The organism is Marinomonas dokdonensis (assembly GCF_052747885.1).
This window is the reverse complement of sequence record NZ_JBRAND010000003.1, coordinates 250,598-276,811: the sequence shown is the minus strand read 5'-3', so window position 1 is coordinate 276,811 and position 26,214 is coordinate 250,598. Positions and strand designations below refer to the sequence as shown.

26 protein-coding genes and 1 riboswitch are annotated in these 26,214 nt (G+C 45.3%); of the genes, 11 read left to right on the top strand and 15 right to left on the bottom strand.

Translation table 11 applies throughout. The annotated features are described in order from the left end of the window. Positions 1-159 precede the first annotated feature (159 nt). From ACUM5Y_RS09035 to ACUM5Y_RS09010, 6 genes are all read left to right on the top strand, one after another. Positions 160-1,392, top strand: a complete 1,233-nt coding sequence (locus tag ACUM5Y_RS09035; RefSeq protein WP_445976547.1) for a DEAD/DEAH box helicase — start codon at positions 160-162, stop codon at positions 1,390-1,392. A 133-nt stretch (positions 1,393-1,525) separates the two neighbouring features. Beyond that, on the top strand, positions 1,526-2,635 hold the full coding sequence (locus ACUM5Y_RS09030; RefSeq protein ID WP_445976546.1) for a GGDEF domain-containing protein: 1,110 nt from the start codon (positions 1,526-1,528) through the stop codon (positions 2,633-2,635). Between the two features lie 41 nt (positions 2,636-2,676). After that, positions 2,677-3,057, top strand: coding sequence for a succinate dehydrogenase, cytochrome b556 subunit (gene sdhC, locus ACUM5Y_RS09025; RefSeq protein WP_445976545.1), 381 nt, complete (start codon positions 2,677-2,679; stop codon positions 3,055-3,057). Further along, entirely contained in the window at positions 3,048-3,392 is a 345-nt protein-coding gene (gene sdhD / locus ACUM5Y_RS09020) for a succinate dehydrogenase, hydrophobic membrane anchor protein (RefSeq protein WP_445976544.1), read from the top strand. The genes sdhC and sdhD overlap by 10 nt, the downstream gene beginning before the upstream one ends. Before the next feature lie 205 nt (positions 3,393-3,597). After that, the gene (locus tag ACUM5Y_RS09015; RefSeq protein WP_445976543.1) at positions 3,598-4,452 is read left to right on the top strand and encodes a PA4780 family RIO1-like protein kinase; all 855 of its coding nucleotides are present in this window, start codon (positions 3,598-3,600) and stop codon (positions 4,450-4,452) included. A gap of 171 nt (positions 4,453-4,623) precedes the next feature. After that, on the top strand, positions 4,624-5,295 hold the full coding sequence (locus tag ACUM5Y_RS09010; RefSeq protein ID WP_445976542.1) for a 7-cyano-7-deazaguanine/7-aminomethyl-7-deazaguanine transporter: 672 nt from the start codon (positions 4,624-4,626) through the stop codon (positions 5,293-5,295). Between the two features lie 65 nt (positions 5,296-5,360). Here the strand turns inward: ACUM5Y_RS09010 and ACUM5Y_RS09005 are convergent, their stop codons facing one another. The 14 genes from ACUM5Y_RS09005 to ACUM5Y_RS08940 all read right to left on the bottom strand — a co-directional run bounded on the left by ACUM5Y_RS09005 (position 5,361) and on the right by ACUM5Y_RS08940 (position 19,124). After that, positions 5,361-5,891 carry a M48 metallopeptidase family protein gene (locus ACUM5Y_RS09005; protein WP_445976541.1) on the bottom strand — a complete coding sequence of 177 codons (531 nt, stop codon included), beginning with the start codon at positions 5,889-5,891 and terminating at the stop codon, positions 5,361-5,363. A 13-nt stretch (positions 5,892-5,904) separates the two neighbouring features. Beyond that, positions 5,905-7,329 carry a sensor domain-containing diguanylate cyclase gene (locus tag ACUM5Y_RS09000; RefSeq protein WP_445976540.1) on the bottom strand — a complete coding sequence of 475 codons (1,425 nt, stop codon included), beginning with the start codon at positions 7,327-7,329 and terminating at the stop codon, positions 5,905-5,907. A 109-nt stretch (positions 7,330-7,438) separates the two neighbouring features. Then, a complete protein-coding gene (locus tag ACUM5Y_RS08995) occupies positions 7,439-9,184 on the bottom strand; it encodes a bifunctional lysophospholipid acyltransferase family protein/GNAT family N-acetyltransferase (protein ID WP_445976539.1) in 1,746 nt (581 codons plus the stop codon). After that, positions 9,184-9,639 carry a hypothetical protein gene (locus ACUM5Y_RS08990; RefSeq protein ID WP_445976538.1) on the bottom strand — a complete coding sequence of 152 codons (456 nt, stop codon included), beginning with the start codon at positions 9,637-9,639 and terminating at the stop codon, positions 9,184-9,186. The genes ACUM5Y_RS08995 and ACUM5Y_RS08990 overlap by 1 nt, the downstream gene beginning before the upstream one ends. Further along, positions 9,639-10,082 (bottom strand): YHS domain-containing (seleno)protein, encoded by a 444-nt coding sequence (locus ACUM5Y_RS08985; protein ID WP_445976537.1) that lies wholly within the window; start codon positions 10,080-10,082, stop codon positions 9,639-9,641. Before ACUM5Y_RS08985 ends, ACUM5Y_RS08990 begins: the two co-directional genes overlap by 1 nt. Positions 10,083-10,111: 29 nt before the next feature. Continuing rightward, a complete protein-coding gene (locus ACUM5Y_RS08980; RefSeq protein WP_445976536.1) occupies positions 10,112-10,852 on the bottom strand; it encodes a hypothetical protein in 741 nt (246 codons plus the stop codon). A gap of 2 nt (positions 10,853-10,854) precedes the next feature. After that, positions 10,855-11,415, bottom strand: coding sequence for a DinB family protein (locus ACUM5Y_RS08975; RefSeq protein WP_445976535.1), 561 nt, complete (start codon positions 11,413-11,415; stop codon positions 10,855-10,857). A gap of 47 nt (positions 11,416-11,462) precedes the next feature. Continuing rightward, a complete protein-coding gene (locus tag ACUM5Y_RS08970) occupies positions 11,463-12,599 on the bottom strand; it encodes a D-alanine--D-alanine ligase (RefSeq protein ID WP_445976534.1) in 1,137 nt (378 codons plus the stop codon). Beyond that, positions 12,596-13,177: a DedA family protein gene (locus ACUM5Y_RS08965; protein ID WP_445976533.1), complete on the bottom strand. Its 582-nt coding sequence runs from the start codon at positions 13,175-13,177 to the stop codon at positions 12,596-12,598. Before ACUM5Y_RS08965 ends, ACUM5Y_RS08970 begins: the two co-directional genes overlap by 4 nt. Positions 13,178-13,205: 28 nt before the next feature. Beyond that, positions 13,206-14,006 (bottom strand): DUF547 domain-containing protein, encoded by an 801-nt coding sequence (locus tag ACUM5Y_RS08960; RefSeq protein WP_445976532.1) that lies wholly within the window; start codon positions 14,004-14,006, stop codon positions 13,206-13,208. A gap of 4 nt (positions 14,007-14,010) precedes the next feature. Continuing rightward, positions 14,011-16,161, bottom strand: a complete 2,151-nt coding sequence (locus ACUM5Y_RS08955; protein WP_445976531.1) for a dihydrolipoyl dehydrogenase family protein — start codon at positions 16,159-16,161, stop codon at positions 14,011-14,013. Positions 16,162-16,412: 251 nt separating this feature from the next. After that, positions 16,413-17,285: an NAD(P)-dependent oxidoreductase gene (locus ACUM5Y_RS08950; protein ID WP_445976530.1), complete on the bottom strand. Its 873-nt coding sequence runs from the start codon at positions 17,283-17,285 to the stop codon at positions 16,413-16,415. A gap of 40 nt (positions 17,286-17,325) precedes the next feature. Further along, positions 17,326-18,252 (bottom strand): DMT family transporter, encoded by a 927-nt coding sequence (locus ACUM5Y_RS08945; RefSeq protein ID WP_445976529.1) that lies wholly within the window; start codon positions 18,250-18,252, stop codon positions 17,326-17,328. 143 nt (positions 18,253-18,395) lie between these two features. Continuing rightward, positions 18,396-18,573: riboswitch (FMN riboswitch) on the bottom strand. An 83-nt stretch (positions 18,574-18,656) separates the two neighbouring features. Continuing rightward, a complete protein-coding gene (locus ACUM5Y_RS08940; RefSeq protein WP_445976528.1) occupies positions 18,657-19,124 on the bottom strand; it encodes a hypothetical protein in 468 nt (155 codons plus the stop codon). 234 nt (positions 19,125-19,358) lie between these two features. Here ACUM5Y_RS08940 and ACUM5Y_RS08935 point away from each other — a divergent pair, with 234 nt between their 5' ends. Then, positions 19,359-21,674, top strand: coding sequence for a putative bifunctional diguanylate cyclase/phosphodiesterase (locus ACUM5Y_RS08935; RefSeq protein WP_445976527.1), 2,316 nt, complete (start codon positions 19,359-19,361; stop codon positions 21,672-21,674). Positions 21,675-21,680: 6 nt separating this feature from the next. Here the strand turns inward: ACUM5Y_RS08935 and ACUM5Y_RS08930 are convergent, their stop codons facing one another. Next, on the bottom strand, positions 21,681-21,914 hold the full coding sequence (locus tag ACUM5Y_RS08930) for a DUF1272 domain-containing protein (protein ID WP_445976526.1): 234 nt from the start codon (positions 21,912-21,914) through the stop codon (positions 21,681-21,683). Between the two features lie 101 nt (positions 21,915-22,015). Between ACUM5Y_RS08930 and ACUM5Y_RS08925 the strand changes: the two genes are divergently transcribed. The 4 genes from ACUM5Y_RS08925 (at position 22,016) to ACUM5Y_RS08910 (ending at position 26,197) form a co-directional block, all read left to right on the top strand. Further along, on the top strand, positions 22,016-22,615 hold the full coding sequence (locus tag ACUM5Y_RS08925) for a DNA-3-methyladenine glycosylase I (RefSeq protein ID WP_445976525.1): 600 nt from the start codon (positions 22,016-22,018) through the stop codon (positions 22,613-22,615). Positions 22,616-22,785: 170 nt separating this feature from the next. Next, positions 22,786-23,814, top strand: coding sequence for a LacI family DNA-binding transcriptional regulator (locus ACUM5Y_RS08920; RefSeq protein ID WP_445976524.1), 1,029 nt, complete (start codon positions 22,786-22,788; stop codon positions 23,812-23,814). Between the two features lie 21 nt (positions 23,815-23,835). Further along, a complete protein-coding gene (locus ACUM5Y_RS08915; RefSeq protein WP_445976523.1) occupies positions 23,836-25,191 on the top strand; it encodes an ABC transporter substrate-binding protein in 1,356 nt (451 codons plus the stop codon). 139 nt (positions 25,192-25,330) lie between these two features. After that, entirely contained in the window at positions 25,331-26,197 is an 867-nt protein-coding gene (locus ACUM5Y_RS08910) for a carbohydrate ABC transporter permease (protein WP_445976522.1), read from the top strand. Positions 26,198-26,214 lie beyond the last annotated feature (17 nt).

Here is a 26,214-nt window from a genome sequence, read left to right as displayed (position 1 = left end):
TGGCGTTTAGTCTGGTGATGATCCGCCCTATTAGCCTACATTGGGGTCTTCCACCCTCCATGTTCACCGCGCTAATCATTGTTCTTTACGGACTCTCTTGTTTAACCCTGGTAAAACGATCTCCTCGTTAACCCTTCCTTCTGTAAAAGAGCATTAAAGATGAGTTTTTCAGCACTTGGCCTGCATCCCACGTTATTGGCAACATTAGAAAGTTTGCAATACCAACAGCCGACCGATATTCAACGTGAGGCCATTCCAGAAGTGTTGGCGAATCATGATGTTATGGCAGGTGCACAAACAGGCACGGGTAAGACAGCTAGTTTTGTTTTACCCCTCATACACCGTTTACTATCTGCGCCACTAGAAAACCAGATTCATGGCTTAATTCTCACCCCCACTCGGGAGTTGGCCCAACAGGTCCATCAGAGCGTCTTGAGGTATGCCCAAGATACAGAAGTAAAATCCGTTGTTGCCTACGGTGGTGCCAGCATTAACCCACAGTTAAGCGCTCTACAGGCGGGTTGCCATATTCTCGTAGCAACCCCAGGACGATTATTAGAGCTGCTAATGAAAGGTTTAATTGATGTTAGCCAGCTGCACACTCTGGTGCTAGACGAAGCAGATCGCATGCTGGATATGGGTTTTATCATTGATATACAACGTATTTTAAAAAAGCTACCCAATGAAAAACAGACCCTTTTCTTTTCTGCCACCTTTAATGACGAAGTCTTCACCCTAAGTAAGAGCCTACTTAGGCAGCCCAAGCTGATTGAAGTTAGCCAGAGAAATACTCGTGTCGATAAAATAGAACAGCGCATTTATAGCCTAGATAAGGACAAGAAAAGTGCCTTTATCTCCTATTTAATTGGTTCAAAGAATTGGCAACAAGTGCTCATTTTTACGCGCACCAAGCAAGGTGCGGACGAACTTGCCAAAGAGATGCTCAAAGACGGTATCAAGGCGCAAGCTATTCACGGCGACAAATCTCAAGGTGCACGAGACAAAGCGTTGCAAGCCTTTAAAAATGGTGAGGTACGCGCCTTGGTAGCAACAGATGTTGCAGCCCGTGGCCTTGATATCGAAGCCTTAGGTTATGTCATTAACCATGAGCTTCCCTATAATGCGGAGGATTATATCCATCGCATTGGCCGTACTGGCCGTGCAGGGGAAGCTGGGCTCGCTATTTCACTTGTGTGTGAAAAAGAACGTTACTTGTTAACGGACATTGAGAAGCTATTAGATGAGTCATTTATTTGCCAGTGGTATCCAGGCTTTGAACCTCGGCAAGATCAGCAAACAGGTAAGCCTAGCCGAGCCCCCTCTAAAAAGACTTTGCGCGCCAAAGCTCTAGGGCAAAGCCGAGGCAACAAACACAAGAATAGGCGTCGATAGTAGACGCTTATATACCCTGAGTAAAAACACTCTTATCTGTATTTCTAATGCTCAAAAAGCGCTCAACTGGTGAAAATCCTGTATAATGCTGCGCAGTTTCGCCTCTTCAGTACACGATAATAAGAATTTACTCATGCACAAACAGATAGATACTGATCTGCAAAATACCACCACCCTTAATCCGACGCTGTTTCGTCGCTTATTGCTACTCGCTATTTTTTGCTTTTCAACTATCTGGGCAGTGGATTCAAACAGCGCCATGATCGCTACATTTGATGCCCATGCTTACCCTCTGTGTATTGCGGCCTTTGTGTTTGTGTATCTTCTTAGCCTGCTTAGTAAGATGAGCCAAGAGCGCTTATTTTTATTCACCTACTTTATCGTCGCCAGTTACCTTTTAAGTTCGAGTATTTGGCATCATGCAGGCGAGGGTGGCTTGTATTCCAATGCCGCTCAATGGCTGGGGCTAAATTATGTTATCGCCTACTTATTCTTAGAAGTGAGAAGAGCCGCAACCATAACCATCATCGTCTTTGTCTTCACAGTGCTAGGGCATTATTTGGCTCTTATCCAGCATCATAATGTGTCTGACTCGATAAGCGTTGTGATGAACATAGCCGTTGCCCAGTTTGCTTACATTGTTCTGCTCTGGACAGTCGTCAAATTACGCATCAAGGCACTTCAGGTTGTTGAGAAAGTAAACATATTAGAAGACCTTGCTTATATCGACCTGGTCACTCGCATACTCAACAGACGTGGCATCGAAAATATTTTCCAAAAGCTGCAACTAGATGAAAATCATGATCAGAGCAATTACGCTATTTTGCTCATTGATATTGATCATTTTAAACAGGTAAACGACCAGCATGGCCATCTCGTGGGTGATGCGGTATTAACTAGCGTTGCTGCCAAGTTGCGTCGTATTATTCATAACACAGATGTGATTGGTCGATGGGGCGGGGAAGAGTTTTTGGTATTAACCTTGGATCGTACCACAGAGCAAACTCTTGCTCTGGCTGAGAAAATCCGCGCTGAGATCGAAAGTTTTGAACTGCCTCCTTGTTCAGGGGTTACCGTCAGTATTGGCATTGCGTTCTCATCGCAAGCCAGTTCAACCACTGAGGTATTTACTGTTGCTGACAAGAATTTATATGTTGCCAAGAACTCTGGGCGTAATAATGTTCTGCATTCTTTCCCAACCCTGAAAAAAAGCAGCGCATCAGATAAGCCCAGTGCGCTATAATCGTTTTAACTTCGCCACCTAACTCTTATTTGGAGAAATCTATGAGTAAAGAAAGACCGGTTAACCTTGATATTGCAACCATCAAGCTACCAATAACCGCCTTCGTGTCTATCTTACATCGCGTGTCGTCTGTCATTTTATGGGTAGGACTCGCTATATTTTTACCTGTGTTATTGGTTTCCTTATCTTCTGCAGATGGGCACCAGTCTATGAAAGACTTTTTCACAGGTCATTTCTTAGGGCAGTTCATTGTCTGGGGACTATTAACCGCATTGGGCTATTACGTTTGCGCCACCAGCAAGCACATCATTCAAGACTTTGGTCATTTCGAAGAACTTGAATCTGGCAAGCAAATCTCAGTTGCAGTACTGGTGGTCGCCGGTTTACTTAGTATTCTTTCAGGAGTTTGGTTATGGGCGTAACATCAGCAAGCAGTAAACGCAGTGGTACAAGGGAATGGCTTTTCCAACGCATCGCCAATGCCGCGATTTGTTTATGGGCGATTGTTTTTATTAGCCAAGTGATCTGTGTTGGCGCCTCGTATGAGGAATGGCAGCAACTGTTCTCTCCTCTATGGTTCAAGCTCTATTCTAGCGTGACCCTATTGGTAATCTGCTTAAACTCCGTTTTAGCCGGCTGGCAGATCGGAACAGACTATATTAAGTCACCAGCCATGAATGGCACATACCTGCTGGTTGTCAAAGCAGGTAGCTTAATTTATGCATTACTAGGGCTTTACATTCTCTGGGTGCTTTAAGCCTCTGGCAGATAGGAGCAAAGACGAGTTTGCTGCTATCTGCCACCTCCCGAGCTTCACTCTATCGAAGCCCTATTCCCTAAGATTCATCCAACCAACATATATCCTGAACCACTTTTCATAAGTATTTTATTGGGAACTGTTGGAGACATTTTTACTCTGTCGCCAAACTCATCTATCATCTGTCTCGTGTATAAGGAGAAGCATGAAAATCCCAAAAAGAATACAACCTCTTATTGAAGATGGTTTGGTCGACGAAGTATTACGACAATTAATGAGCGGTAAAGAAGCAACGGTTTATATCGTTCGCTGTGGCTCAGATATTCGTTGTGCCAAGGTTTACAAGGATGCAGGCAAGCGTAGCTTTAAACAGGCGGTTCAATATCGCGAAGGTCGAAAAGTACGCAATAGCCGCCGTGCCCGTGCGATGGAAAAAGGCTCTAAGTTTGGTCGAGAAGAACAAGAGTCCCTATGGCATAGCGCTGAAGTAGACGCCTTATACAAATTGGCTGACGCTGGCGTCAGAGTTCCCAAACCATACGGTTGTTTCGACGGTGTGCTGCTTATGGAGCTGATCCGAGACGACGACGGTGAAGTGGCTCCACGCTTAAACGATGTTTCCATGTCCGCGGATCAAGCAAGAGAAGACTTTGCCGACATTATTCGAGACATTGTGCGCATGCTCTGTGCAGGCTTAGTACATGGTGACTTATCTGAGTTTAATGTCTTAGTCGATGCCTATGGTCCTGTCATTATCGACCTACCCCAAGCGGTCGATGCTGTGTCTAACAACCATGCGGAATGGATGTTAGAACGAGACGTTAACAATATGCGCGATTACTACGGACAGTTCGCTCCAGAACTGCTCTCCACTCAGTTTGCAAAAGAAATCTGGGCTATCTATGAGTCAGGCAAACTGACCCCAGACACAGAACTCACTGGACTATTTGATGAACCAGAAGATGCCGCCGACGTGGACTCAGTACTTTTGGAGATCAAAGAAGCCTTTGCAGAAGAACAAGAACGCTTAGAACGCATCAGTGCGGCTAACGAAGAATAAAAAGATCGTCTGAAAAATAGACAGAAGCGCTAGTTAATGTATAATCTCGCTCCGCATTCGATCATGGATCGCATGTTTATCATGAAAGTTGGAGTTTTTGTCTAAATACTATTTTAAGCAAACACTTCCCTTTGGGTTCCCTCACCCCAAACTAACGAAAAAGGCCACAATATGAGTCAATTCAATCAAGCTCAACTGAGCAAGGCACTGCTTTACCTTGCTGGGTTTCACCTGCTAATCATTGCTTCTAGTAATTACCTAGTGCAAATCCCATTTACCATTTTTGGTTTCCACACCACGTGGGGCGCGTTTAGTTTTCCGTTCATCTTTCTAGCAACCGATTTAACGGTCAGAATTTTTGGTGCGCAACTGGCAAGAAGAATCATCTTTTTTGTTATGCTGCCTTCACTAATTTTGTCTTATGCTATCTCTGTGTTGTTTTATCAAGGCGAATACCAAGGCTTAAGTTCTCTCAATACCGTTAATTGGTTTGTGGCACGTATTGCGATTGCCAGCTTAATTGCATACTTACTAGGCCAAGCCTTAGATATCCAAGTATTTAACCGCCTACGCGCTTTGAAAGCTTGGTGGATAGCACCTGCTGCCTCGACGCTACTCGGTAACGGTCTTGATACACTGGCTTTCTTCGGCATTGCCTTCTACCAAAGCCCTGATGCGTTTATGGCTCAGCATTGGCAAGAGATTGCACTGGCGGATTACGGCTTTAAGTTGCTGATCAGTTTAGGTCTGTTCATTCCAATGTATGGCATGTTACTGAGCTACTTAGCGAAGAAACTCACTAGCATCAATGGCGATATGTCATTTAAATCTGCACGAGCGTAAAGCGAGTTTTATCAAAAAAACGACTGACATAGCCTATGTCAGTCGTTTTTTTATGCCTACAGAAACTACCAAACATCCCCTGCGACAGCTTTATGCGCCAAGTATAGTCGCAGCTCAAATTCTAGCTGGTGATAATCCTGATCCATGTGACAACACAGACGATAGAAAGCTTTGTTGTGCTCTTTTTCTTTTAAATGGGCCAATTCATGCACTAAGATCATTCTCAGCATGGCTTCTGGGGTGTTTTTAAAAAGGCGAGATATCCGTATTTCATGCTTGGCTTTTAGCTTGCTGCCTTGCACTCTAGAAACATAAGTATGCATACCTAAAGCGTTGTTGATGACGTGTATTTTATCATCGTAAACAACCTTACTGATGGGTGAAGAGCTACGCATAAACTGATTTTTAAGAGCCATGGCATAGTCGTATAACTGCCGCTCTGAACTTAGATCATGGGCTTGAGGGTATTTTTTCAGTAACCAATCTGCCGATTTACCTGATGCAATTAAGGAATGGACTTGTTGCTGGATTTGGGGACTATAGGCCCCCAAATAACGCTTAACATTCGTAGCAAGGGTTTGATCCGAAGAAGACATAGTTATTATTCTTTCACACGATAAGGAGTGGCTCAAAGGTCTCTAAAACAACACAGTTGCGGCCACCTTCTTTAGCTTTATATAAGGCTTTATCTGATTTAACCAGTAATGAATCTATCGAGCATTTATCTCCTTGCTGGGTATACGCAACCCCCAGTGAAGCAGTAAATGTAATAGCTACTTGATCATCACTGACCACACTCAAAGATGCTAACTTACTGCGTAAGCGCTCGGCAACTTCCAACACTTGTGACTGGGGTGTATTCGACAATATAACAGCGAACTCTTCCCCGCCCATACGACCGATAATGTCATCGCTGCGCAACTCTTCTGTACATGCGGAAGATAGCGCCTGTAGCACCATATCACCTACTTTATGACCGTATTGATCATTCACCTCTTTAAACAAATCAACATCCATCATGATCATTGCCAATGAATGATGGCCCACTCTTGCCGCTTCAATTGCAGCCTCTGCTTGCTCGAAGAAATAGCCTCGGTTTGCCAGCCCAGTTAGATGATCATAATAAGCACGATACTGAAGAGCTTGATGGTTTGTACGGTTTTCAATGGCTATGCTGGCAAGATTACTCGCAAAGTTAATAAGTTCAATATCTTTTTCGGAGGGTGCTGTGGGCTTAGTATGATAGATCGCGAAAGTCCCTATTACTCGCCCATTCGTTCCCCTTACAGGTTGTGACCAGCAAGCAGCTACACCAGCATCACGAGTAAGCGGCAAGTAGGCTTGCCAGTTTTCATGGTTATTAATGTCTTCAACCACTACCCGCTTATTGAGAAAAGCCGCTGCTCCGCAAGAGCCAACGTTTGCACCAATCTCAATACCATGAATCGCATTATTATAGGAGTCCGGCATATCTGGCGCAGCGCCTACCATTAGCCGCTTGCCTGATTCATCTAGTAACAGAACACTGCAAAGAGAGTCGGGAATTTCATCTTGTACTTTCTTAACGATGGCATCTAGCATTTCTGGCAGGCTTGAGCCTGTCACAACCATATCCAGCATTTCACTGCGCAAGCGTAAACGCTGAGAGGTAACCCAGTAATCCGTAATATCAACAAAATGAATAAGTCGCTTATTACCTACAATTTTGTAGCGTAAGCGCACATAACGGGCACGATTATCTTTACAGCGTACCTGAAGTTCTAACTGAGCGGCGGGTAACCCTTGATCTTGTCGCTTATCTTCTGCTTCTCGCCAAGGTAAAAAAACATCTTTGAGGAAGGTCGCATCAGGGTAAAAGCTATTTAACCAGACATTAGAGTCTTTAACATCTTCCAGTGTGTAGCCAAATAAATCGACAAAGGCGGGGTTCACATACTCAACTAGTTGCGTCAGGCGATCACTCCATGCGATCGCCACAGTCGTCGCGTTCAGTACATCATCTAACTTAAGTACATCATCTACCTTAGCATCCATATAATATTCCATTTATTGAACAACTAAGCCTTTACGGTCAGTTTGATATTGTAGGACTAATAAAATAAAACCATACCAGAATCTACAACAAAGACCATAAAATTAAAGTTTAAGGCAGTTCTAAATAACGCTCAGCTTCCTCTCTTCCCATATATTTAGCCAGTGTTTTCACCGGAACATCTTTCAAGTTCACCACGATTAAACCGTCTAGGGTATCGTTAAAATCTGGGTCCACATTAAAGCAAACCAGTTTACCGTTCATCTTTAAATACTGACGTAACAAGATGGGCAAACCTTTACCAGACTCCATTTTTGTCAGTACTTTCGACAATAACGTAACACTGGCTAAGGCAGACAGTAAATTCGGCTGCCAAAAAGGTTTTTCACTGTGTTTGAGTGGCGTTGAGGCAGCCACTAAGGCGGCTTTTTGCTGATCATAAAAATGGATTGATAGAGCTTCAGCCATTAGAGCCCTTGCACTATGGCTGTATTCATTACTGATGCTCACAGGTCCAAACAAATGCGTGTAAGTCGGGTTTCGCGATACAAAGCTAGCAATACCCTTCCACAGCATCAATAACGAGTTCAAGTTTTTCTGATACTTGGCCGAGACAACCGAGCGACCTAGCTCAATGGAATGATCTAAGCTCTCAATAAAGGCTTCATCATACTTAAACAGGCTGCGTGAATAGAGGCTATCTAGACCTCGTGCTTTGATCAACTCGTCCACCAAGCCGAGACGATAAGCGCCAACAATTTCTTGCTCTTCAGCATGCCAAACAAACAATTGATGATAGTACTCATCATACTTATCAAGATCACAAGACAGGCCAGTGCCTTCTCCGACTGCGCGGAAGTTCTCTTCACGAATACGGCCAATTTCCTGCATTAAATCGGGAATCGAGCGACTTGGCGCACAATACACCATGAAGCTACCTTGCTGGAGCAAGAGTGCAGAAGCAGGCAAAGCATCAATCTCATTTTGTAACCGCGATGGCGCCAACGCAGCAATAATTTCTTGCTGCTGCGCAGGGTCCGCTTGGCTCGTTAAGCTTTCAACTTTAGGCCCCATCAAGTAAGTATTGATGCGCAAATAGTTCACTAGGTCTTCATCATTTGTGAACTCTGCCACTTCACTATAAGGAATCGCCTCTCCCATAGAGAGTGCTATCGTTGACTCTTTTTTATTGATGAGTTCTTTCCCTAGCATGGCGGTACGCAGCATTGGGTGTATGCGTCCCGCTTGATAGAACAGAGCGCTGTTTTTACCATCGATAAAAATCGGCACAGTCGTCGCTTTAGCGCGTTTAATAAACTTAGCAGCGGAATTACTCCACTTGGCATCTGCCAATTGTGAGCTGCCTTTTGGGTAAGTCGACACTTCCCCCGCTGGGAACAACACCAATAAGCCCCCATCCGTTAAATGCTGGTTAGCATCGCGAATGGCTAAAGCATTGGTTTTCTTCGCCTGCTGCCCACCGAACACATCGACACCGATAAACAGATCCGATATTTCGGTAATGCGTTTCAACATTTGATTCGCCAAGACTTTCACATCTTGTCGATAGGTCGATAGCAACGCCGCTAACACAACACCTTCAATCGCACCCAGTGGGTGGTTGGCAACCACCACTACAGGGCCCGTTTTGGGAATATTGTCTAGACTGCCACTGACCACACTGTAGTCCACATTAAGGGCTTTCAGGGTGTAACGCATAAATTCAAAGCTGGATAGGTTCTCTGGTCGTTGCTGATAAAAAGAATCCAGCTTGGACAAACCCGTTAGCCATTCAACGAACGACTCACCAATACCAAATGGTGTATAGCGGGGCAAACGAAAAGGACTAGGACTCACTACTTCTCGCCTCTCTTTAATAATTTAAAAAGAATACCTGTATCCTTTTTTGTGTCTTGGTAAATCAAAAACAGGGCACAGAACCAAATAATACAGGCCATGGTAAATAATAAGCCGCCATCGTCTCCAACCACATCGCCTTGGGCATTAAATGCCGGCATCACGACACCTAACGGCGTGAACAGATGAAAAAAGATAGCGCCACTCATTGTCCCTAGTGCCATCACGGCACCCAAGCCATGTAAACGCGTAAACAGTAGTATGGCAGCAACCAGTTCCGCACTGCCCACTAGATAAGCCCCGTATTGCCCAAACAGCGTGATACCAGACCATTGGCCCAAGGTGCCGAAAATAAACTCCGTCTCATAAGAGCCCGTGAATTTAAAAAACAGGGACTGAACAAAAATGAATGCGATGAAAATACTTGGGATTAGAGTCAGTGCTTTGCGCTTCATTATGGTTTACCTATCATTTGAGGCCAGTTTTGATCCGCTTGGGAAATATGTAATGCTGGCGTTTCATCCCAAAGGGCTTTGATTTTTGCATCATAGTTTAGGTAAAGCTTGCCATCCACAATCGCCCACTGTTTTGGATCTGAGGGAGCGAAATCACTTTTCGCAGACACGGCCCAAGCACAATAGCCACCAAATTGTGGGGCGTATTTTTCAGGCTCGGCTTCGAACATGGCTAAATGCTTTTCGCTGGCAAACTGCCACACCGCACCCTGATAACGTGTGGTGAACTTTGAGCTGCCTTTCACAGGACGACCTTCCGTAAAATAAGCCACTGTGTCATAACCGCTAACGGCTTTGTTGCTAAAAAATCCGGTGGAGATTGGGTCCTTTGCCATCGCAAAAGAACTCAATAGCAATAGAAAAATACCGAATAAGTGTTTCATAAATCACCTCTATTAAATATGGGCTGATATTAACTGACCAAGGCAGCGGGTTTTAAAATTTGATACGTGTTCTTCACAAGTGAAGACTCATTAAGGCATCCGCAAGGAGAGCCAGCAACATAATGCATTCGCTGCTGCCCTTTCGTAACGGATATCTGGGTAAAACTAACGGTATGAGCATCTTGGCGATGCATACAAACGGACAAATGGGGCTCTGTGCTGTGGTGGTGACGATGAAAATCAATATGATCCTGCGTCGAACCTCCACATAAGGCATACGCCTGCTCTCGATAAGCCACGACACGTGGAAGGTCTACCCCAGATGAAAAGCGTGGTGCTTGAGTCAGCTTGATTTGCAACGCCTCACCATCCCACTCATAACTCCACACATCCGGATTGCTTTGCGTTAAGTCTGGCGCAAAGGCCAATAAAATAAATGGCGCAAAATGGTTTAAATTGATCTTGTTGAAACGCTCTCGCAAAGTGCCCAAGTTATTCGCACAGGAAAGTTGTTTTAACAATAGCCCTCGGCTGGTTAAGCGACCGCTTGGTAGTTGGCCTTGGTAGTTATTCAATAGACAAAGGGACAAGCCAAACTCATTGGTGCTAATCCAGCTGCCTTGTCCTGCTGGATCAATGGGCATGAGTACATCCACTTGATCCACCAACAGTTGCTGTGGCGGCAAGGCTAAAGCACGAGTCTTTTGCTCATCGCGGTTAAAAAATACCTGATAACCTTGCTCATCGAGTCGCCAAGAAACGGAACACATATTTATTGCCCCTTCAGATAGGTCAAAGTGGCGGGAGCAATGCCAAAGTTTTCATCCACCCCTTCACACTCTTGATCGAGCAGGCTGATTGTCACCTTTGCCATGGCAAAGTGATGGCTGGCATGCAAGGCCGCAAAGGTAAACTCACGCTCTAAACTCGACGTCATTTCACAGCTTTGGGTTTCGCTCAAGGTCACTTCCGAGATCACTTTCACTGGGGTTTTAAGCTCAGCACTCGACTTAGCAGATAAACACTCCATAATCGCTACCATCTCATCCATAGCAAGAGTACGTGAGGTTTCAACGGCATGACCACGGCGACGTAGGTTGTAATCAATGGTGTTAGCGCCCTTAATAATGGCTTGGAAGACATCCAGTAAATGCCGGAAGTGCTCACCAATAGAGCTGGTTACATGAGGCGCGGCCACATAGCCGTATTGCTCATCATTCAAAGAGGCTAAAAATTTATAACCTTGCTCTAGTGTATCAAGACAACCTTGCTGAACAGGCAATATCGCCTGTTGATCATCTGCTCTAGAGGTGTCGTTTAGTGCTACTAACATAGAAAATCCATTGTTTACATACGGCTTATCCAAGCCTAAAAAGATAATTAATCGGTACTTGGGTACTGTTCTGTTAACCCTTTTTCATGGCGCCAAGCGGTCAATAATGATTTTAACGTCGGTACTTTATGACCAAGCTTTCTTTGCTTTGCTCCAATCTGAAATAAGATTCGATATTGCATCAGCAAAGTAGAAAAAATCTCTTTCAGCGGTGTGTTTCTATCCCAAATATGGGCCGCTTCACTGCTGGCACCATTGATTTCTAAAATGGTGAAATCTTGCCCTGCCATAAAGCTTTCAATATCTTTGAATTTGATGTCCAACCGACCGTAGTAGAAACCCTCGACATCGCCCAATACTTCATCCAATTTTTCAGTCAGCGCAGCAGAGATATACTGGTTGCCGTCACGGAAGATAGAGCCACGGCTATGACTGCCAGCAAACGCGAGTTGAAACTCTTCCCCTGCGGCAGGAATCCAATCTAATTTATCTGTGTGCCTTGGCAGGTATAAATGACTCAATTGCCCAGCCCGTGGTGAGGCTTCGATCAACTCTTTAAGAGTGTGAATGCCGTCCCCCAGAACACTTGGCGCATACTTCAAGGTAATGGAGATGATTTTGCCTTTGCTTTCATCCGGTTGGCGCACATAAAACACACCGGCTTCGGCTTGATACGGTGCTTTTTGTTGCAATAAATAACGGGCTTGTGAAGGGAAAGATTGGATATAGTCTTCAAGTTGGCTGGCGTTCTGCAGCAATTTAACCCCAACACCTCGACAGCCTAAATCAGGTTTCGCCACCACAGGGAAAGTTAACTGAGCTTTCTCCATAGCCTCGATTGCGGCGTCTTTTTGAGTCTCGACTGACGTCTCATCTTGTTTGGTTAGTGTAATAAAAGGAGAAATCCAAGGCTGAGCAATCGGCCCAGCCAGACTCAAAATGTCATGCTTTGACTCCCCAACCATACCACTTAGATGAATGCCGGGGTTTGCGACCAAAGGCAATGCGAAGTTACCGTAACGTATACCCTGAGCCAGACTTTGCAACACAACTGGCGTGTAAAAAAACCATGCGGGCAAAAACTCATAGGGTGAAATGGTACGTTTACCGTCTTCTTCCAGAAGTGGCATACCAGCGTTAATTTTATTGGCGGCAATGTACTTATTGCCTAACATTGTGCTCATGACAAGCCTCGTGACAAAGATTGATTTACAAGTCGATTGACCAAAAACAACACCCCCAATGCGATGGGAATAATTAGCCATTGGTATTGACTCGTCTGAGACCAAACACTGGTGCCCAGATAATAAATAATGGCAAACACTACGCCGGTCCATAAGCTGGTAGCGCATAAAACGGCAGATAAAAACAAACCAACCGGAATCGAGAAAAAGCCACTTAGTGTAAAGCCCACGGTTCTTAATCCCGGTATAAAGCGAATCACAAATAAGTTCCAAAAGGCTCTGTGATGCAGCTTTTGACTGACCACTTTGAAATGCCGATTGGTGAGTGCCCGATAGCGTAAACACCGAACTTTCTGGCCATATCGGCCAAGGGCATATAAGCCTAAATCCCCACTGGCAATACCAATGAAGATCGCCAGTAACGCAAGACTTGGTAACATTAAGTCTTGCGTAGCTAGAGCCGCTGCGGTCACTATGGCTAAATCTTCTAACAAATAGGACAGCAGAATAACGCCAAGCATCAGCCAAGCTGGCGATAACTGGCCTGATAATAACCAAGCCTGTAAATCAGCGCCCACAGCCTAACCCTGCCTCAACATTGCGTACTTAGCGCTTAACATTTAAGCCCCAGTCGTAACTCAAGAAGTCGATATCGATTTTGCCGTTTGCTAACGCTTGTTCTGCTTCAGGGGTTAGCGTCATAACATCACGATAGTCGTATACAAAGGCGGCCAGAGATTCGTACCCTTTCCAGCCTTTCTCAAAGTCCTCACGGTACCATTTGAAAATCGAAGATAGCTCTAAAGTGTCGCCATCGAGTCGGTTACGTGATGAATCAGCAAGAAACAGGCGAGTTTGGCTCTCTAGCAATGCTTCTAGGTTATCCCCTTGGAAGGCCTGATTCGCAAGGGCAGGACAACCAATGCTGGCACAGTTAACCGCAAAGTGAATACGTGGTTCGTTGTAACGATCTGAACCTCGAATCAGCTTATGCTCAATATCATCCAAAGAGCGTTTGCCCCCCAACAAAGGGATAAACTCTTTACTCCAAGGAGAACTAAAAAAGCTGCCTATGTCCTTAATCGATTTCAAGTTAGGCCATTTTGTTAAAATCAACTCGACGGTCCAAGCGTTGTAAGCATTGATCAAAAACGCTAACTGATCTTGGTTTGGCCAAGCATCAAACTCACTTTGAGACACCTGCTCTAGGGCTTTTAAGTAAGTATTTAAGCTGGCTTTATCATCTGCAAAGCCTTGATAGTCAACCTGACTGGCCTTGCCGCCTTCAATCAACACAACATGCTGCTGTAACAGAGTGTCCCAAGCAGAATGATCAAATTGGTTGGCTGCTTGGGCAGCGTTCTGCAACCCAAACAACGCACAGAGAATTAACAACCAGTTCTTCATAAACTTAACCTCGACGCCAAGTGTGGTATTTTTCTAGCCAGTTCAGCACACCCTGAGGGGCATGAGCTCGCTTCCATTCACCCGCCGCATATTTATTAGATTCTGCCCAAGTTGGGTAGGTATGGATGGTGCCAAGGATCTTGTTAAGCCCAAGGCCATGCTTCATCGCTAATACAAACTCAGGCAACAAGTCACCCGCATGCTCACCAACGATGGTCACACCCAAAATTTTGTCTTTACCCGGAACTGTTAATACTTTCACAAAGCCGTGATCCGCACTGTCGGCAATGGCACGATCCAGATCATCTAGGCCATAACGTACAACTTCGTAAGCGATGCCTTGTTCTTTTGCATCCTGTTCACTTAAACCAACTCGTGCAACTTCTGGGTCAACAAAGGTTGCCCAAGGGATCACTCGATAATCCGCTCTGAACTTCTTGAAGGTACCAAACAGAGCATTCACAGCCGCATACCAAGCCTGATGTGCCGCCACATGGGTAAACTGATATGGACCAGCCACATCTCCTGCAGCGTAAATATTCGGGAACAAGGTTTCCAAATAGTCATTGGTGACTATGGTACGCTTGGTTTCAATGCCTAGGTTTTCTAGACCATAGCCTTCTAAACGCGCTTCACGACCAACGGCACATAGCAGGGCATCAAATTCAATCACACTTTCTTGCCCGTCTTTCTCAACGATCAAACGCTTCACATCACCTTCTTTTTCACAACGGATTGCATTGTGAGAAGTAAGAATATTGATGCCATCGGCACGCATGCTTTCTTGTACAAGTTCAGACACTTCTTCGTCTTCACGAATCATGATGCGTGATGAGCGTTCAACCTGTGTGACAGTAGAACCTAAGCGAGCAAAACTTTGCGCTAATTCACTGCCGATTGGACCACCACCCAATACCACTAGGCGTTTCGGTGGCTCGTCAAACTTGGCAAACTCTTCCCACAGGGTATCGCTGGTGTAGTAGCCCACATCATCAAGACCTGGAATCGGTGGTACGAATGGGCGAGCACCCGTCGCTAAGACAATGCTTCTCGCTGTTAGACGCTGAGTGCCACCGTCATTGAGCTTAATTTCTACTGTCCATGGGTCAACAATCGTTGCATAACCTTGCACCACGTCTACGCCCAAGTTGGTGTAACGCTCAACGCTGTCATGGGGCTCTACTTTGGCAATTACATCGTGAACTCGTTGCATCACCTTCTTGAAAGAAAAGTTAGGTTGACTCGCTTCTAGTCCATACTTTTCAGCATGACGCATTTGCTGGGCAACTTTGGCACTTTTAATGATCGCCTTACTTGGAATACAACCGTAGTTTAAGCAGTCTCCACCCATTTTATGGGCTTCAATCAAGGTCACTTTAGCTTTTACTGCGGCAGCAATGTAAGCACTTACCAAACCACCAGCACCGCCACCGATCACAATTAGGTTACGATCAAATTTTTTCGGTTTCGTGAAGTTGGCATAAACACGACGTGCTTTGATGACATCAAGTAGTTTCTTAGCGATCAATGGGAACACTCCTAACAATACGAAAGACAACAACAAGCCTGGTGACAAGATACCGGACAAGCTTTCAAGCTGACCTAACTGAGTACCCGCGTTCACGTAAACGACGGTACCCACTAACATGCCAAGTTGGCTCACCCAATAGAAGGTAAAAGCACGTAGTGCAGTTAATCCCATTAAAAGGTTAATCAAGAAGAAAGGGAAAACCGGTACCAAGCGTAGAGTGAACAGGTAAAAAGCGCCTTCTTTCTCAACGCCTTCATTAAAGGCTTTCAATCGATCACCGAAACGTTTTTGTACGGAATCTTGTAGTAAGTAGCGAGACGCTAAAAAGGCTAACGTTGCACCAATACTGCTGGCGAAAGAGACAATTACTGTGCCCCAGAACAAGCCAAATAAAGCGCCCGCAGCAAGGGTCATAATCACAGCCCCAGGCAGAGATAGCGCAGTGACTGCAACATATAGCAAGAGGAATACGCCTGCTACTAACACAGGGCTAGCACTGCGCCACTCTTCAAACTGAACTAAGCCAGACTTCAACCCTTCTAGGGTTAACAGCTGGTGCAAATCAAAGTAGAAAAAACCAGCGGCGATAGCCGCGATCAACACCAACAATGCAATTTTTTTCATTCGAGACTCCAAGGCAACTCGTCTTTGTCTATTTTGAAATAGACCTTAAAAACTTTAGGGATTAAAGATTAGACGTCAGAAATGAAAGAATGTTACAGATTATTTGATATTTTTTTGCAAGAAAACTTAACGACAAAAAAATACCATAAAATCAACAGCTTAAATAAAAAAGACTCCTAGAGCGGAGTCTTTGAATATAAGCGCTATGATGAAATATAAAACCACAGCAAGATTTTAGGCCTTGAGACAGCCTAAGCCTTTAAAGAACGCACCAGCACCGAGGTATCTAAGCGCCCCATGCCTTGTTGCTGCAGTGCGGCATAACGCTGATCAACAGACTCAGTTAAAGGCAATGACAAATCTTTGCTCTTCGCTTCGTCTAAACAGATCCCCAGGTCCTTTCGCATCCAGTCAATGGCAAAACCAAAATCGAACTCATCTTTTGCCATGGTTTCTAAACGATTCACCATTTGCCAAGACCCCGCAGCACCATGTTGTAATGTATCAACCACCTGCGCAATGTCTAAGCCTGACTTTTCAGCCAACAACAGGGCTTCACTTAGCCCCTGCAAAACCCCTGCAATGCATATTTGGTTAACCATTTTGCAGCGCTGGCCTTGTCCGTTATCGCCCATTCTTTGTACTTGCTGTGAGTATGCCTGCATAACCCCTTGAGCCTTAGCAAAGGCCTGCTCAGAGCCACCACACATCACCGTGAGCTTGCCATTCTCAGCACCAACTTGGCCGCCAGACACAGGCGCATCAATAAAGGCTACGCCAACTTTTTGGCAGGCCTCTGCCAGCTCTAACGCTAAATCTGCAGAGGTGGTGGTATGGTCCACAAGGATATCCCCTGCTTGCATACCAGCAAGAACGCCTTCTTCTCCGTAAACGACTTGGCGCACATCGTTGTCATTACCAACACACATAAAAACAAGGTTAGCATCCGATGCCGCCGCTTTTGGTGTTAAACCAAATGAGCCAACATAATCTTGGGTCCATTGTTCCGCTTTGCCCGCCGTACGGTTGTACACACATACTTGATGCCCTTGAGCAGATAAGTGGCCAGCCATTGGGTAGCCCATTACGCCCAAACCAATAAAGGCGGTTTTTATCTGTGTCATGCTTTTCTCCTTGCTGTGCTCTGCTGTTTAAAAATGGCGTTTAGACTTGAGAAGCCAAGGCGCTGTGCCTTAGCTCTTTCAATCGTAAGCCAATATTGCCCAATATTAGCATTAAGCCACCAACAATTTGGTAGCTCGTCAGCCCCATATCGAGAAATAACCAGTTAATCGCCCCAGCAAATACAGGGAAAGACAACTCGGCCAGAGTCGCCATTTGTGCCGGTACCGTCCTTAGCCCACGGTAGTAGAACCACATACCAATTAAGCCGCTCAATAAAGCCATTACAATGGCTAAGCCTAAGTCTTTGGTAAGCATAGGGCGAAGGCTTTCCGCATCTATTAACGCTAATGGCAACAACACCATGAGGCCAGCGAGAAAGCGCCCAGACATAATGGCATTGGCAGCAACACCTTGATGAGACAAATACTTACCGCAAACAGTTGCCGCCCCCCAAGCAATTACCGCGACCAAGGTATAGCCATAGCCTTTCAAGATACTCACGCTGTCGCTGGAGTAATGCCACTGGGCCGCTTTAAGCTTAAGTAAATCGGGCCACATCATTACAAAGCTCCCACCGAGAATGACTGCTGCCCATTGCAGGAAATTGACCTGGATACGCTCTTTTAAAAACACATAAGCCAATAAAATCGCAACGATCGGCTGCAGCTTCTGCAACAAAATCACCACCGTTGGGTTTAAATAAGCGAATGCTTGCGTGAAAGCGAGAGTACCGACAGCCGAGCCTATGCCGCCAATAAAAAACAAACAGCCATACGACGCCTTAGACAAATGACGAAAAGTATCTCGATAACGCCATAAAAGTGGCGCAGTCACTAAGACAAGGGTCAAGTGCTCTATTAGCACTATCTGTAAGGTTGAATAACCTGCTCCCAGTAATGGGTAGCGTATGAGTGTATCAAGGGCCCATGTGAAACATGCCACCATGATAAAAAATGTACCTGCCATCTTAAATTTCTCCTAGTTCAGTAAGATGTACAGGGGTGATGAGGAATATACCAAGCGTCCCACCTTCTATTGAAAGCAGTAACGAGAGCACATAACGCTCTAAGCAGCCTTATTCCCCATAGTGGGCATAAGGCTGCTTGCTTGGTCGACTTCTATCATCCGGACTGTAACCGTCGGCTCTGGAGTCACACCAGATCTGCTGACCTTAGTTCTCCATTCAATAGAAAAACTAAGCGCTCGCGGGCTGTTTAAAGCAAGGAAGCACCTTGGACAATAAAATCACCGCCGGTGGGGAATTTCACCCCGCCCCGAAGTTCGATTTATGTAAAATTTTAAGAGGTTAACTTTAATGGCACAAAGGCTAATGAGCAATGCAGATTTCGATATAATCGGCATTTATCAGATTATTGCTGGGCGAGTTGAATAATGGTTTCTAACGAACGCTTTAATAATGCGACGTCGGATGATGAAGGTGGCAGAGCTTTTTTGGCGCACCCGTTGATGACAACCGCATAGTCCGTTATCAAGGTTTGTTGTGAGTATCGGGTCGATAAGCCCGCTGTCACACTCGTTTTATAAGCATCTATCTGTTGCTGTAAAGTCGCGGCCTTTTCGGCATCATTGTTACTGTAAGCCAATAATCCGGGCGTCATGATATCTTGTTGAATGAAATCATTATAAGCCACTAAACCTTCACGCACTGCCTGCAAATCCTGCTCTGGGTAGACGCTTGCCATGTCCGATGTTTTACCCACAACAAAATCAAGCACCGCCTGACATTCTTGCATTTCATTCAATGAAGGCGCAGCTGCAACATTAAGACTTAAGACCAGTCCAGCAGTACACGCTAATATAGAATATTTAGTAATCATAATTATTCGCCCTTTAATTAAGTTGTTACTACTAAGATGCCGACCTCAAAAGATACCACTCACTCTCTTTAATTTAATGGCACAAGCCAATTTCAATACATAATATAACGACAAAGGAATTCTATTGCTTGTACAATAGGTAATTGTATTATGAATAACGAAAACAAATAGCCGCTTATTTTTGTTTCGAGCACAAGTTAACCATATATATTGCAGGATACGGATCGTTCTAATATGAAGTCAGCAAATCATAAGTCGTCGAAATATGGTTTTGTTTTAGAGTTGTCTGACGCCTACCGACACAGACAGTTTAGATTAATCGCACAACAACTGCTCATGTTTGGCTTGCTAACCTATTTGGTTGCTCCTATTGCTATGTACATCTCGTGGGAAACTGCGAATATTGTTTGTCTCATCTCTTGGTCTGTCAGTTTAATGTTGAGCGGCGCGTGGTTTTTATATATCTGGTATAGCCACAGTCGTCCATCTGAATTGCGTTTAGTAAGCAAGAAGCTGACTATCATTTCTCTCTGCTTTATTACTCTTCTCTCTACCTTATACGCTATCTTATTCACACATTTTTTCTACACTTTTTCAGACCCTCATCGAATTGTCTTAATGGCCGTCGTGGCAGGCTTTATTTCCACCGGAGCCTGGCAATTATCCAGCTTACCTTTGGCTGGAATTTTATGGACGCTACCCTTATGCATCATTTTTGCGGTCGCCATTTCGGTAATGCCAGCGCACAGGTTTGATTTAATCAGCCCCCTTACATTATTTTACGGTGCTTACTTAAGCGTTGCCGTTATTGCTTCATCCAGAAAGCAAATAGAAGCCTTTGACGCAGAAACAGAAGTGATAAGACAAAGTGAAACTGTGGGCCTATTACTCAACGATTTTGAGGAAAAAGCCAGTGATTGGCTATGGGAAACCAATGCATCAGGTACGCTGAGCCACGTCTCTGTACGCTTGACTGAAGCGGTAGGAAGTAGTGCTCAACAGCTGTTGAATCGCTCTTATGTAAACATCATCACAGCACTCGTTGATGACTCTGAGGCCGACTACAAACGTAACCTAGCGGCCTTTACGAATGCCTTAAACGGCCATCGCCCTTTTAACGACCTCATTCTACCCATTAAATCCGAGCACTCACCTCTTTGGTGGTCATTTTCTGCAAAGCCACTAAAAGATGCTCATGACAATTTTTGTGGCTGGCGTGGTGTTACCTCAGATATTACCAACAACTACGAATCTGCCCGAGAAATGCAGCGCCTCGCCAATGTAGATTCATTAACAGGGCTTGCAAATCGCCATCATTTGACGGATCAGCTAAACCGCTTTTACACCTCACCCACCACGCCTTGCGCCTTATTCTTAATTGATCTGGATAATTTCAAGGCGGTCAATGATGCCCTTGGTCATGCCGCAGGAGACGATTTACTGCGTGCGGTATCTCGCAGAATGACCAACATACTACCCGAGCAAGCTGTGTTAGCGAGATTAGGGGGCGATGAATTTGCCCTAATCATTCGTGAGCCTCTAAAGCCAGAAGAACTTGCTGAGTTTGGCCAAACCCTACTCAACCGTATTAGTAAACCCTGGAACAGCGGTGGTCATAAACTAGATGTTCATGCCAGCATAGGCATCGCAATTGCTCACCAAGATGCGCAATGTGTTGAAAATTTATTAAAGGCAGCAGACTTAGCCCTTTATGCGGCGAAAGCGTGTGGCCGCGATGCCTTACGCTTCTTCACACCTCAAATGGAGGAACAAGCGCAACTGAAAAGATCGACGCTTAATGATATGAGAAGAGGCTTAAACAAAGGCGAATTTGTGTTGTTTTACCAGCCTCAAATCAACCTAATCGATGGTAAGCTTACGGGCTTCGAAGCCCTAGTTCGTTGGCACCATCCACAACGGGGCTTGCTCTCACCTATCGACTTCATTCCTCTTGCTGAAGAAAGTGGCCTGATCGTGCCATTAGGACGTTGGATTTTGCAACAAGCTTGTACAGAAGCCTGCTCTTGGCCCAGTGATTTAAGGGTTGCGGTTAACGTATCGGCTATTCAAATCGAGCGCTCTGACATCATATTCGAAGTAAACAACATTCTTCAGAGTACTCAAATTGCGCCGAATCGATTAGAGATAGAACTCACCGAATCTACCCTAATGGGGGATAGTGCTTCGACTTTAATATTACTTAATGAGTTACGTGATATCGGCGTACGCATTGCACTCGACGATTTCGGTACAGGCTTTTCTTCTCTCGCGTATTTGAATACTTTTCCATTAGATAAGCTAAAAATCGACCGCTCTTTCGTCACCTTATTAGCCAAAGAAAGCGAAGACACCTCTTCCGCAATTGTCGACACTATTGCAAGACTTGCCCGTACCTTAGATTTAGAAACCACCGCAGAAGGGGTGGAAACCGCAGAACAATTTGAAGTACTTTCTCGGCTCGGTATCGACTATGGACAAGGCTATCTTTACGCAAAACCTATGCGTGCAGAGGAAGTCCTGGAGTTTATCAAAACGCTTGATTTAAATTAGAAAAACTTACTCACAAGGGGCGACAACACGTTTCGTCGAAGCGGGTGCTGTGAGTAATTTATTGGCAGGACGGATCGGTCTAGGGGCGAAGTTACCACCACAGTTCGGACATATTCCCTTGAGTACATCAGTTACACAGTCCGCACAGAAAGTACATTCGTAAGAACAAATCATGGCTTGTGTGGAAGCAGGTGGTAGATCTTTGTCACAACATTCACAATTGGGTTTTAGTATTAGCATTCGCAGTGCCCCTCTTTTTAACCAATGCCTCGCTTGTGTAAACGAATCGGTCAGCCTATGGTGCTATCAATATCCCAATAACTTCATTAGAAGGCAAGCTAATGGCTTCGTTACCCCAACCCAAGCGCTGCCAGTGGGCAACCAGCGCTCCCGATTTCCCCCATTATCATGATGAAGAGTGGGGCTTTCCTGTTGCCGATGATCAAAAGCTTTTTGAAAAACTCTGCTTAGAGAGCTTTCAATCCGGCTTAAGTTGGCGAACCATTTTGGCCAAGCGCGAAAGCTTTCGACTCGCTTTCGCTCAATTTGATTTCCATAAGGTCGCGCAGTTCACTGAAATGGATGTGCAAGCATTGCTGGAAAACAAAAGCATAGTACGCAATAAACGCAAAATTCTCGCCGTGATCAATAACGCTAAAAGAGCTCAAGAAATGGTGGTAGAAGAAGGCTCCCTCGCGGCTTTTTTATGGCGCTTCGAACCCGACATCAAGCCGTCTTACCAACCTAACAGTCAAACCACCTGCCCAGAATCCATCGCCCTTGCCAAGGCGTTAAAAAAGCGTGGCTGGCAGTTTTTAGGCCCCACAACCCTTTACGCTTTTATGCAATCCATGGGATTAGTTAATGACCATGAACTCCAGTGTGATTTACGTAAAACCATTGACGAAGCAAGGGATGCCTTTCAACGACCGACGACCTAACGCCGCCAGAACGCCCCAAAAAGAGGCGTAAAATAACCCTTGCACCGAAACATTTTCGCCTCTAACGTCATCCTATGCTGATCACAAACTGCACGATAAAACTTTAAAACAAGTTTTAAATGATGGACAGTAGTAATAACAACAAGAATGGTTAGAGTGCGCATGACAAGATGTCTATTAAAGAAATTGCAACACAATTAAAGCTGTCAGTTTCCACCGTTTCGCGGGCATTAAATGATTATCCGGATATCAGCCCAAGCACTAAGAAACGAGTTTTAACCGAAGCCGCGCGACAGGGCTATCAGTTAAAAGATGTGGACACAGCTCACTGGATTCAGGCGAAGCGAGTGATCACAGCGATCATTCCTCATCAGGAAGACCAGTATCTCGACCCCATTCTTTCGAAGGTATTGGCAGGTACTCGAGAGGCGCTCCAAGCAGCAGGTTATTTGTTGCAAGTTGCCGCCATTGATACCGGCCAACAAGAATTAAGCGAATTTGAGCGCTTTGTGAAAGCAGGCGACCAAGAAGGCTTTCTTCTCCTTCGCACTCGAGTAAATGACCCAAAAGTCCATCGTCTATTAAAGCTGAACGTGCCCTTTGTGTGTTATGGCCGAACGGAGCGAGCCGCACAATTTCCATGGCTTGATCTGGATAATTATCAAGTTGGTCGACTTAGCTTCAAACATTTATACGAGCAAGGCCATCGGCATATTGGCGTAGCGAGTGTCAGCGAACGCTACTTTTTTGCCAAGGAACGTTTACGCGGCATTCAGGATGAAGCCCTACAACATGGCATAGAGCTTCAAACTGAAGATTTTCTACACCTTGGTTTTGATGAGGAACAAACCTACATAGCTTGTGCTGAGTTCCTGCTACAGCGCCCCAAGATTAGCGCACTCATTTGCTTAACCAGCACAGGTGCACGCAGCGCAGCCCTTGCCGTTCTGCGCTTACATAATACAGCCCACAAAGTAGAAGTTGTGGGCTGTGATACTCCCCTAGATGAGCTATCCGCCAGCCTGGGGATCACCAGCATACAGCAAGCACCGCCCCAGCAAATTGGTCAGCAGCTTGCCCAGATGATGGTGGCACGTATTAGGGGTACTCAGGTGAAGGAATTACAAGTTCTTTTATCTCCCGGAGTGGTGACACCTGAGTTTGCCCACCCCTATAACAGTTATGACAACAACCAATAAAAACAATATGAGGAAGTCACAATGAAGAAAACCACCAAGCAACTGGTTGCCGCAACGGCTCTACTTAACGGCCTAGCCTTAAGTCAGCTTTCCCACGCTACCACCATAGAGTTTTGGACAACGCAAACTCAAACCGACAGGCTCAATAATATTGAATTGCTAACCAGCACTTTTGAGGCCTTAAATGATGGGGTGAGCATCAAGGTAGTAGCCGTGGATGAAAATGAAATGGCCACGCAAATGGCCGCCGCGGTGGCAGCCAATACCACACCTCAGCTTATCGAAGTCAACTCAGAGATCATCATGGCATTTGGTGAAGAAGGTATTGTCGATACAGCAACCCATCAAGCAGTCATTGACGACATTGGCCAGCAATCCTTCCATAAAGGGGCTCTCACCACCCTGAAATCCCCGACAGGACAATACTACGGACTGCCTTATCACGGTTGGATTCAAGGTATTTGGTATCGTAAAGATTGGTTCGAAGAAAAGGGGCTTGCTGCGCCAAATACTTGGGACAACATACTCACTGCCGCGAAAGCACTGACAGATAAAGACAACAATCAGTACGGTATTTTAGTAGGCACCAAGCAAGACAGTTTTACTGAACAAGTATTTACGCAACTGGCCCTCTCAAATAACGCTAGTGAATTTGATGCCAATGGCAATCTCATTTTCAACAGCCCCGAAACGTTAGAAACCATCCAGTTCTATCAACAACTCGCCCAATACAACCCACCAGGGCCTCAAAACTGGCGTGCACGAGATTATTACTTGCAGGGTAAAATGGCGATGTTCTTTTACTCTACCTACATTATGGACGATCTCGCTTTAGCCGAAGTTGCCATGAGCTCCCTTTCTGCAGAAAACTTTGCCGAGTTAAACGGTGGTACTTTTGATCCAGACCTCGTTAAAAACACCGCCTTTGCGCCTATCATTACCCATAAAAGCGCTGCTTCTTACGGCACTTTATCTGGCCTTGTCGCACTGAAAACTGACGATGAAGCGGCGGCTCAAGCCAGCCAAGACTTTATTAAATTCATGTACGATCCGGCCAGTTACATCACCTTCCTACACATGGCCCCAGGTGGCATGAACCCTATGCTGAAAGGCATTGCCGAAGATGACGCATATTTGAATGATCCTAATGGTGTCTTCAAGCTGTATGGCGCGGACAAAATGAAGCAGATTGTCTCTGGCTTCGATGACATTCGCTCCTTTTCGGTTGTTGAAGGCAAAACCTTTCCAGCGTCTGGTGAAATCTTCGCTAAGTCGGTCATTCCTCGCATGATCTATGACGTCACTATCGAGGGTAAAGACCCACAAATGGCTCTCGATAGCGCAGAAGCTGAGATGAAAGCCATTATTGGCCAATAGTGGAACTCTTGCACATCCTCTCATGCAGAGGGTGTGCATAGACTCATTTTTATAATTTCCCTACGAGAGCGCCATAGGACTTATCAGCCTTGTGGCGACGATGGAACGTCTGTCACGTTCAGCACAAAAGGATCGCAATATGTCGTCTATACTCGTAAAAAATGAAGCAAGACTGGGCCTCAAACTGGTCGCACCCGCTGTCGGCATTATCGGATTACTGGTGATCTATCCGATCTTGTTTAACATCTATTTAAGTTTTTTTGATGTGCAGTTAAACGGCGAAAAGACCTTTGTTGGCTTAGAGAATTACTCGGATCTACTTGGCAACCCTAGGTATTATCACTCGATTGGCGTCTCCGTCATTTACCTAATAGGCACAGTTGCCGGCACCACATTATTAGGGCTTGGGGCTGCTATTTTGATGAACCAAGAGTTTCGTCTACGTAACCTTGCTCGGGGTCTCATTCTCCTTCCCTACTTTGCCCCAGTGATCAGTGTGGTGTTTGGCTGGCAGTTCATTTTTGACCCCGTCAACGGTATCTACAACCATGTGGTTGTCGATGTTCTGCAGCTGACAAACACCCGTGAGAATCTAATTGGTGATCCAGATTCGGCCTTATTTGTCGTAATTGTTTTCGATATTTGGAAACACTTCCCGATTGCTTATTTACTCTTCCTCGCCAAATTACAAAGTGTGCCAAAAGACCTGTATGAAGCCGCGGCCATTGATGGGCAAAACGCTTGGGGGCGCTTCTGGCATGTCACCTTGCCAGAGTTACGCTTTGTCATTGCGACTGTGGTTCTCTTACGAGTGATCTGGAATTTAAACCGCTTTGAAGATGTTTACTTACTGGCTCCGAATGTCGAGACCTTACCTATATTCACCTACTACCAAGCCTTTGCAGGACTGGTGGACCAAGGCGCCGCCGCAGCGATCTCAGTGATTCAACTCTTGGTTCTAGTGGGGCTCATCTGGCTATACGTTCGCAAGGTGCTCAAATGGTAATTTTTACGACAACACAC

What these genes read in the sequence shown, in the direction of transcription:
- ACUM5Y_RS09035 (WP_445976547.1), top strand. Translation starts at nt 160, where the DNA reads ATGAGTTTTTCAGCACTTGGCCTGCATCCCACGTTATTGGCAACATTA.
- ACUM5Y_RS09030 (WP_445976546.1), top strand. Translation starts at nt 1,526, where the DNA reads ATGCACAAACAGATAGATACTGATCTGCAAAATACCACCACCCTTAAT.
- sdhC (WP_445976545.1), top strand. Translation starts at nt 2,677, where the DNA reads ATGAGTAAAGAAAGACCGGTTAACCTTGATATTGCAACCATCAAGCTA.
- sdhD (WP_445976544.1), top strand. Translation starts at nt 3,048, where the DNA reads ATGGGCGTAACATCAGCAAGCAGTAAACGCAGTGGTACAAGGGAATGG.
- ACUM5Y_RS09015 (WP_445976543.1), top strand. Translation starts at nt 3,598, where the DNA reads ATGAAAATCCCAAAAAGAATACAACCTCTTATTGAAGATGGTTTGGTC.
- ACUM5Y_RS09010 (WP_445976542.1), top strand. Translation starts at nt 4,624, where the DNA reads ATGAGTCAATTCAATCAAGCTCAACTGAGCAAGGCACTGCTTTACCTT.
- ACUM5Y_RS09005 (WP_445976541.1), bottom strand. Translation starts at nt 5,891, where the DNA reads ATGTCTTCTTCGGATCAAACCCTTGCTACGAATGTTAAGCGTTATTTG.
- ACUM5Y_RS09000 (WP_445976540.1), bottom strand. Translation starts at nt 7,329, where the DNA reads ATGGATGCTAAGGTAGATGATGTACTTAAGTTAGATGATGTACTGAAC.
- ACUM5Y_RS08990 (WP_445976538.1), bottom strand. Translation starts at nt 9,639, where the DNA reads ATGAAGCGCAAAGCACTGACTCTAATCCCAAGTATTTTCATCGCATTC.
- ACUM5Y_RS08985 (WP_445976537.1), bottom strand. Translation starts at nt 10,082, where the DNA reads ATGAAACACTTATTCGGTATTTTTCTATTGCTATTGAGTTCTTTTGCG.
- ACUM5Y_RS08980 (WP_445976536.1), bottom strand. Translation starts at nt 10,852, where the DNA reads ATGTGTTCCGTTTCTTGGCGACTCGATGAGCAAGGTTATCAGGTATTT.
- ACUM5Y_RS08975 (WP_445976535.1), bottom strand. Translation starts at nt 11,415, where the DNA reads ATGTTAGTAGCACTAAACGACACCTCTAGAGCAGATGATCAACAGGCG.
- ACUM5Y_RS08970 (WP_445976534.1), bottom strand. Translation starts at nt 12,599, where the DNA reads ATGAGCACAATGTTAGGCAATAAGTACATTGCCGCCAATAAAATTAAC.
- ACUM5Y_RS08960 (WP_445976532.1), bottom strand. Translation starts at nt 14,006, where the DNA reads ATGAAGAACTGGTTGTTAATTCTCTGTGCGTTGTTTGGGTTGCAGAAC.
- ACUM5Y_RS08955 (WP_445976531.1), bottom strand. Translation starts at nt 16,161, where the DNA reads ATGAAAAAAATTGCATTGTTGGTGTTGATCGCGGCTATCGCCGCTGGT.
- ACUM5Y_RS08950 (WP_445976530.1), bottom strand. Translation starts at nt 17,285, where the DNA reads ATGACACAGATAAAAACCGCCTTTATTGGTTTGGGCGTAATGGGCTAC.
- ACUM5Y_RS08945 (WP_445976529.1), bottom strand. Translation starts at nt 18,252, where the DNA reads ATGGCAGGTACATTTTTTATCATGGTGGCATGTTTCACATGGGCCCTT.
- ACUM5Y_RS08940 (WP_445976528.1), bottom strand. Translation starts at nt 19,124, where the DNA reads ATGATTACTAAATATTCTATATTAGCGTGTACTGCTGGACTGGTCTTA.
- ACUM5Y_RS08935 (WP_445976527.1), top strand. Translation starts at nt 19,359, where the DNA reads ATGAAGTCAGCAAATCATAAGTCGTCGAAATATGGTTTTGTTTTAGAG.
- ACUM5Y_RS08930 (WP_445976526.1), bottom strand. Translation starts at nt 21,914, where the DNA reads ATGCTAATACTAAAACCCAATTGTGAATGTTGTGACAAAGATCTACCA.
- ACUM5Y_RS08925 (WP_445976525.1), top strand. Translation starts at nt 22,016, where the DNA reads ATGGCTTCGTTACCCCAACCCAAGCGCTGCCAGTGGGCAACCAGCGCT.
- ACUM5Y_RS08920 (WP_445976524.1), top strand. Translation starts at nt 22,786, where the DNA reads ATGTCTATTAAAGAAATTGCAACACAATTAAAGCTGTCAGTTTCCACC.
- ACUM5Y_RS08915 (WP_445976523.1), top strand. Translation starts at nt 23,836, where the DNA reads ATGAAGAAAACCACCAAGCAACTGGTTGCCGCAACGGCTCTACTTAAC.
- ACUM5Y_RS08910 (WP_445976522.1), top strand. Translation starts at nt 25,331, where the DNA reads ATGTCGTCTATACTCGTAAAAAATGAAGCAAGACTGGGCCTCAAACTG.